This window comes from Lunatimonas salinarum (assembly GCF_017811155.1).
GTDB lineage: Bacteria > Bacteroidota > Bacteroidia > Cytophagales > Cyclobacteriaceae > Lunatimonas > Lunatimonas salinarum.
Window position 1 is genome coordinate 1 of record NZ_JACVCV010000141.1, and the last position, 307, is coordinate 307.

1 protein-coding gene is annotated in these 307 nt (G+C 53.4%); it reads left to right on the top strand.

What is annotated here, in order from left to right; genetic code table 11:
* The coding region (locus IAQ59_RS22220) for a hypothetical protein (protein WP_209333038.1) at positions 1-282 on the top strand (282 nt) is incomplete at its 5' end.
* Between the last annotated feature and the right edge of the window lie 25 nt (positions 283-307).

The following is a 307-nucleotide window of genomic DNA, read 5'->3' on the forward strand; positions in this document are numbered from 1 at the left end:
TCTTACGTCTACCTCACCACCCTTCTAACTACACATATCCACAAAGAAAACGACCCCGAAGGCGGTCGCATATTTATAGCCCCGGGTGCAAACCCGGGGCATAGGAACCCACCCCCCATCGCTGTTTTGGCCAAAGGTGCAGCCAATAGGGCATACCAACTACCGCCAAAACCCCTCAACGGTAAAAGGCGCATACCTGCGAAGCGCAATGGCAAAACGAGGGTACCATCGAAACGAAACCTCTTCGATATTCAGGCAATTCGGTTGGTTGCGCAGCGCTAGACATCTCCGGGTTTTGGCGGAAGTG